Source organism: Gordonia sp. IITR100, assembly GCF_002009645.1.
Lineage (GTDB): Bacteria > Actinomycetota > Actinomycetes > Mycobacteriales > Mycobacteriaceae > Gordonia > Gordonia hongkongensis.
Genome location: NZ_MVKV01000036.1, coordinates 1 through 5,277 on the forward strand (window position 1 = coordinate 1; position 5,277 = coordinate 5,277).

Sequence of the window (5,277 nt, forward strand, 5' to 3'; positions counted from 1 at the left end):
GGAGATCTGATACCAGAGAGCACTTGGTTGTTGCGCTTCCAGTTACGGGCACGCCAGTTTGGCGTGTACCGCGCGGTCACTCTCGAAGTCGGGTGGCAGACACCTTTTAGGGACTGGTGTGAGCGCGGCCCAGGGTTCCTCGCCTCGGGAGGCCTCGGTTCATCCATGGGGTAGGGCTACTCCCCCTCCGCTCAGCGTCCTCCGGCTCATCTGAACTACTATTTGGATTAGTTTCAAGATGGCTGTTGGAGGCGCGGTGATCGCAAGCGTTGTGGCCCAAGGGGCACTCTTGGGGCTGTTCGGTGCGGTCGTAGCGTGTGGTGTCGCCGCTGCCCGTCGGCCGGGTCGAGGTGGGGAGGCTTGGCGGGCGCTCGTTTCGTGTGCGCTTGCTGTGAGTGCGGCCGGCGGCGTGATGGTGGTTGCTCCCCAGGGCTTTTTCGCGGCGGCTATCGTGTTGGCGCTGCTCTGTGTTGGGGCGTTCATGCTGTCTTCTGCTCGTCTGCACGGCGCGTCGTTGGCGGTGATGGTGGACTCGCTCGTGTGGATGGCCTCGGCGATGTGGGTGTTCATCGTGTTCGCCGCCACGGGCGGGCCGATCGAGGGTGGTGTGGTGCCTGCTGATCCGATTGCCGAGTTGGCGTTGAGGGCAGAGCTCAATCGACCCCCGAGGTGGGTCCGTACTGGCAGTGTGATCGCGATTTTCGGTCTGGTGGCCGCGATAGTCTTCCGCCTGGCCCGGCCGGCCTCCTGTGGTGATTGCTTCGAGACCCTCGTTCCCGGCGCCCACGCCCGATGGCCACAAAATACGAAGGTGGTTAGTAGAAGTGGGGTGTGATGCGGGTGTGCGGGGAGGTGGTGAGGCATGACTGACGGTGTCGCGGTGCGGCGTGCGGGTCGGTTCGGCCCGCGCGGTCCTGCCCGTACGATCTCCCGTGCGGTGGGTCTTGCTGTGGTGATGTTTGAGGCGGTGGCCGCGTTCTGGCTGGTGATGCTGCTCCGAACGTCGGATCTCGTGCCATCCGACCCCCGCTCAGGAGTCGGGCGCGGTGATCCGGTTGAGCTGCGGGTGCTGACCGCTGTGGGTGTGCACGACTGGGTGTCGGCTCTGAGTGCTGCGGCCTTCGCTGCGGGTGTGGCCGGTGCGCTGGTGGCGCGTCTACTCCCAGCAGTCAAGGGGCGCGCGACCGGTTGAGTAGTCGGGCCTGGGCCTCGCCGGAGTTTCCCTTGTCGGAGGGTTTCTATGGCTTAGGCTTTGGTGCCGCCGCCGCGGGTGTGGCGAGGTTTAAGGGTGAGGTATTCGCTGAGCACTTCACGCTCGGCGGGTGTCACGGTCTGGGCGAAGTGCATCAGTACTGCCGCGGAGTCCCCGCTGGCGTCGAGGACCTGACGCAAGGTGCGTGAGGTGGCCTCTTCACGGGTCTGCATGGGGAAGTACCGGTAGGCGCGGCTGACTTTTTCTCGACCGACGAACCCTTTTTTGTGCAGGTTGGTGACGACGGTGAGCACTGTGGTGTAGGCCGGTTCGCGGTCGTGGAGTTCCTCGACTAGGTCGTGCACCGACATCGCCGCACCGGCTGACCACAGCACGTCCATCACTGCGCGTTCCAGTGAACCCAGCCCAGTCATTTTCACCCACCATCTCTAGATGCGGGTCAATCTTACGACGGACTACCTCAGTTAGTAGCTTGGTCCCGTTGGAGCGCATCGGCAGCGCCGCGACGCGGGCGGTGTTTGAAGGCCACGGAGAATTCGGTTCCAGGGGTGCTGCGGTGGATGTGACGTCGGGTGGTGGTCGGCAACGTGATGGTGAAGGTGGCTCCGTGTCCGGCTCCCAGGCTTTCGGCGAGCAAGGTGCCCCCATGGTCTTCGACGATAGAGCGGGCGATGGTGAGGCCGATTCCGCTGCCGCCGGCGTCTCTGGTGCGTGAGGAGTCGGTGCGGTAGAAGCGGTCGAAGATGTGTGGAAGGTGTTGAGGGGGAATGCCGTCACCGCAGTCGACGACGCTGATGCGCACCGCGTGTGCCGGGGCGGTGTCGGCTTTCACTACGACTCGCTGGCCCGGGGAGCTGTGTCGCAGCGCGTTGGTGAGCAGATTGAGCAGTACTTGGCTCATTCGTTCGGCGTCGACATGGATGTGTACGCGCGCGGCGGTGGTGACGATGCCTAGCGTGACTTTGGCGTCGGTGAACAGGTCGGCGGCTTCTTCGTAGGTCGCGATGAGCAGTTCGTTGACAGTGATCGTCGCCGGGTGGAGGGGCATCTGATGCTCGTCGGCGCTGGATACGGTCGCGATGTCCTCGGCGAGACGCTGCAGGCGGGTGGTGGCGGTGCGCACGACGTCAAAGGTCTGTGAGTCGGGAGCCCGGATTCCGTCTTCGATGGCGTCGGTGATCGCGCCGATGGTGGTCAGTGGGGTGCGCAGTTCGTGGGCAAGGTCTGACAGCATCCGCTTACGGATGTCGTCTTGTGAATCCAGCCGTTGTGCAAGTTGGTTGATAGCTCGGCTGAGCTGGGTGAACTCGGTGCCGAGCTGGCGATCGGGTACGCGCGTGCGGTAGTTGCCGGCGCCAATAGCCACGGCTGAGCGGGCGACACTGGCGACTGACTGTTGTACGCGGCGAGCCAGGAACCAGCTGACGGCCGTGGCCAGGATCGTCGAGGTGATCAATGCGACAGACATTGAGACGACGATCGAGGAAGTGAACGCGGCTTCGACATGGTCGGCCTGAACTGACCCTGGCTCGAGGCGAGCTTGGCCGAGGTGGTCGTGGAAGGTGTGTGGAGCCACGAATAGTGCCACGATCGCGACGCTGATGCCGCCGCCGGCGATGACGATAGCTTGAGCGAGCATGAGCCGGGAGCCGAAGCTGCCGGGGATACGTAACCGTCGACGTTCATCGTTCATCGCTGGCTCCTCGAGGTTGGCCGTCACCCATCCGGTAGCCCACTCCGCGAACGGTGCGGATGAATCGGCCGGCTACGGCGCTGTCACCGAGTTTGCGGCGCAGACTGGCGACATGGACTTCGACGACGTGGGCATCGCCGACCCAGTCGGGTCCCCAGATTTCGGTGAGCAGTTGCTCTCGACTGAACACAACACCGGGCCGCCGCGTGAGCGCTTCGAGAACGTCGAACTCAGTCCGAGTCAGCTCCACGGGTGTGCTCTCCACCTGGACTTCACGACCCTGAGGGTCGAGGGTGAGCTCCCCTATCGTCCGCGGGTGCGACTCGCCGGTTGGGGTCGGCCGTGGTCGGCGCAGCATGGCGTCGATGCGCGCCATCAGCTCACGAGGGCGAAATGGTTTCGTCAGGTAGTCATCGGCCCCCACCGACAGGCCAACGACTGTGTCGACTTCGTCCGCGCGGGCCGTGACCATCACGATGTAGGCGTTGGTGAAGGTGCGCAACTGTCGACAGACCTCGACGCCATCGAGTGACGGCAAGCCCAGGTCGAGGATGACTACTGCCGGACTCGCCGTGCGTGCGGCGGCGACTCCCTCCTGGCCGTCGGGCGCAACGGTGACCGTGAATCCGCTGCGCTGCAGGTAGTCAGCAACGACTTCGGCAATGTCGGGCTCATCTTCGATCACCAGGGCGTGCAGACCGTGCGGTGGTCGGACCACCGGCATATGGAGGTCGTCGACGACGTTGCGATCTTGGGGCACGCTCCTATGGTGGCGGTGGTCTACACGATCATCCAACCTCGTGGGCATTCTTGAGCAGATCTTGATCCACGCTGCCGATCAGCCTTGAGGTTCGGTGGGCAAGGTGGCGGTGTCGCCGGGTGGAACGTTACGACACAGTTCCCTCTCACACTGATGATCTGATTTCTGCCCGGCGGCGTCCTGTTCAACAACGCAGAGGATGCCCGTGTGACTGTCTCCTACAGCCTCACCACCAGTGATCCATTCGCCAGTACCTTCCCCGCCGAAGCCGCGTCGCCCCGTGCTGGGCTGAGTCGTCAGCTGGTGGGCGGCACCCCGGTGTTGCGCATCGAGGAACCCTTCGCCGAGCACGGGCGCGGCTTCTGGGCCAAGCTGGAAGGCTTCAACCCCGGTGGTATGAAAGACCGGCCTGCGCTGCACATGGTGGAACGCGCCCGCGCCCGTGAAGAGCTGGCCCCGGGGGCGCGGATCATCGAATCAACTAGTGGGACACTGGGATTAGGCCTGGCTTTAGCGGGCATCGTGTTCGGGCATCCGGTGACCTTGGTGACCGATCCAGGACTGGAACCGATCTTGCGGCAGATGCTCGCCGCATACGGCGCCCAGGTCGATGTCGTCAGCGATCCCCATCCGGTCGGGGGTTGGCAACAAGCCCGCCGCGACCGCGTGCGCACCCTGCTCGAGCGCGACGAGGCTGCGTGGTGTCCCGACCAGTATTCCAACCCCGACAACGTGACCGGTTACAGCTCGTTGGGTGTGGAGTTGATCGCGCAGCTGCGACATATCGATGTGCTGGTGTGCTCGGTGGGCACCGGTGGGCACTCAGCCGGTGTGGCTCATACTCTGCGGCAGTTCAACCCTGAGCTGGAGGTTGTGGGCGTAGACACCATTGGCTCGACGATTTTCGGCCAGCCGGCACAGTCACGGATTATGCGGGGACTCGGCTCGAGTATCTACCCCCGCAACGTTGCCTATGACCAGTTCAGTGAGGTGCACTGGGTGGCGCCGGCCGAGGCAGTCTGGGCATGTCGCACCCTGGCCGCCACGCATTACGCCACCGGCGGCTGGAGCGTGGGCGCGGTGGCCCTGGTCTCGGGCTGGCTGGCGCGTACTCGTTCGGCCGATACGCGCATCGCGGCGGTGTTCCCCGATGGCCCCGCTCGCTACTACGGAACCATTTACAACGATGAGTACTGCCGCGCTCACGACCTGATCGGCGCCCCGGCGCCGCCCACTGAACCCCGCACCATCAGCGATCCGCTCACTCAGGTCGCGAGCAGCTGGACGCGGTGCCCTACCATCATCGACCCCACTTGCGTGCCGCACGCCGAGCCCACGAGCTGATCTATGCGACGCCTCTACCGCAGTTTCCGCAGCTTCGATCGCCCCAGCCAAGTGCTGATGGTCAATCAGTTCACCATCAATCTCGGCTTCTACATGCTCATGCCCTACCTCGCCGCCTACCTCGCCGGCCCGCTGGCCCTGGCCGCATGGGCAGTGGGCCTGGTCCTGGGGATACGCAACTTCTCCCAACAGGGCATGTTCCTGATCGGGGGAACACTCGCTGACCGCTGGGGTTACAAACCGCTCATCATCGCCGGATGCCTGATG

General features: G+C 64.3%; 6 protein-coding genes and 1 pseudogene. 4 read left to right on the top strand and 3 right to left on the bottom strand.

What is annotated here, in order from left to right; translation table 11 throughout:
- The first annotated feature begins 391 nt into the window (after positions 1-391).
- Together B1818_RS23655 and B1818_RS23660 are read left to right on the top strand one after the other, a co-directional pair.
- A complete protein-coding gene (locus tag B1818_RS23655) occupies positions 392-835 on the top strand; it encodes a hypothetical protein (RefSeq protein WP_231742666.1) in 444 nt (147 codons plus the stop codon).
- A 27-nt stretch (positions 836-862) separates the two neighbouring features.
- The gene (locus B1818_RS23660; RefSeq protein WP_074848789.1) at positions 863-1,192 is read left to right on the top strand and encodes a hypothetical protein; all 330 of its coding nucleotides are present in this window, start codon (positions 863-865) and stop codon (positions 1,190-1,192) included.
- A 53-nt stretch (positions 1,193-1,245) separates the two neighbouring features.
- On the opposite strand, the gene B1818_RS23665 is transcribed toward B1818_RS23660, so the two are convergent.
- The 3 genes from B1818_RS23665 to B1818_RS23675 are packed head-to-tail and all read right to left on the bottom strand — an operon-like array spanning position 1,246 to position 3,630.
- Positions 1,246-1,626, bottom strand: coding sequence for a BlaI/MecI/CopY family transcriptional regulator (locus B1818_RS23665; protein ID WP_005180013.1), 381 nt, complete (start codon positions 1,624-1,626; stop codon positions 1,246-1,248).
- Between the two features lie 47 nt (positions 1,627-1,673).
- Positions 1,674-2,906 carry a cell wall metabolism sensor histidine kinase WalK gene (locus B1818_RS23670; RefSeq protein WP_005195289.1) on the bottom strand — a complete coding sequence of 411 codons (1,233 nt, stop codon included), beginning with the start codon at positions 2,904-2,906 and terminating at the stop codon, positions 1,674-1,676.
- Complete coding sequence (locus tag B1818_RS23675; RefSeq protein ID WP_005180009.1) at positions 2,896-3,630, bottom strand: response regulator transcription factor; 735 nt, start codon at positions 3,628-3,630, stop codon at positions 2,896-2,898. The genes B1818_RS23670 and B1818_RS23675 overlap by 11 nt, the downstream gene beginning before the upstream one ends.
- 243 nt (positions 3,631-3,873) lie before the next feature.
- On the opposite strand from B1818_RS23675, the gene B1818_RS23680 reads away from it, so the two are divergent.
- Both B1818_RS23680 and B1818_RS23685 read left to right on the top strand, forming a co-directional pair.
- Positions 3,874-5,010, top strand: a complete 1,137-nt coding sequence (locus B1818_RS23680) for a PLP-dependent cysteine synthase family protein (protein WP_005180004.1) — start codon at positions 3,874-3,876, stop codon at positions 5,008-5,010.
- 3 nt (positions 5,011-5,013) lie between these two features.
- Positions 5,014-5,277: pseudogene (locus tag B1818_RS23685) on the top strand (MFS transporter); the annotation flags it as partial.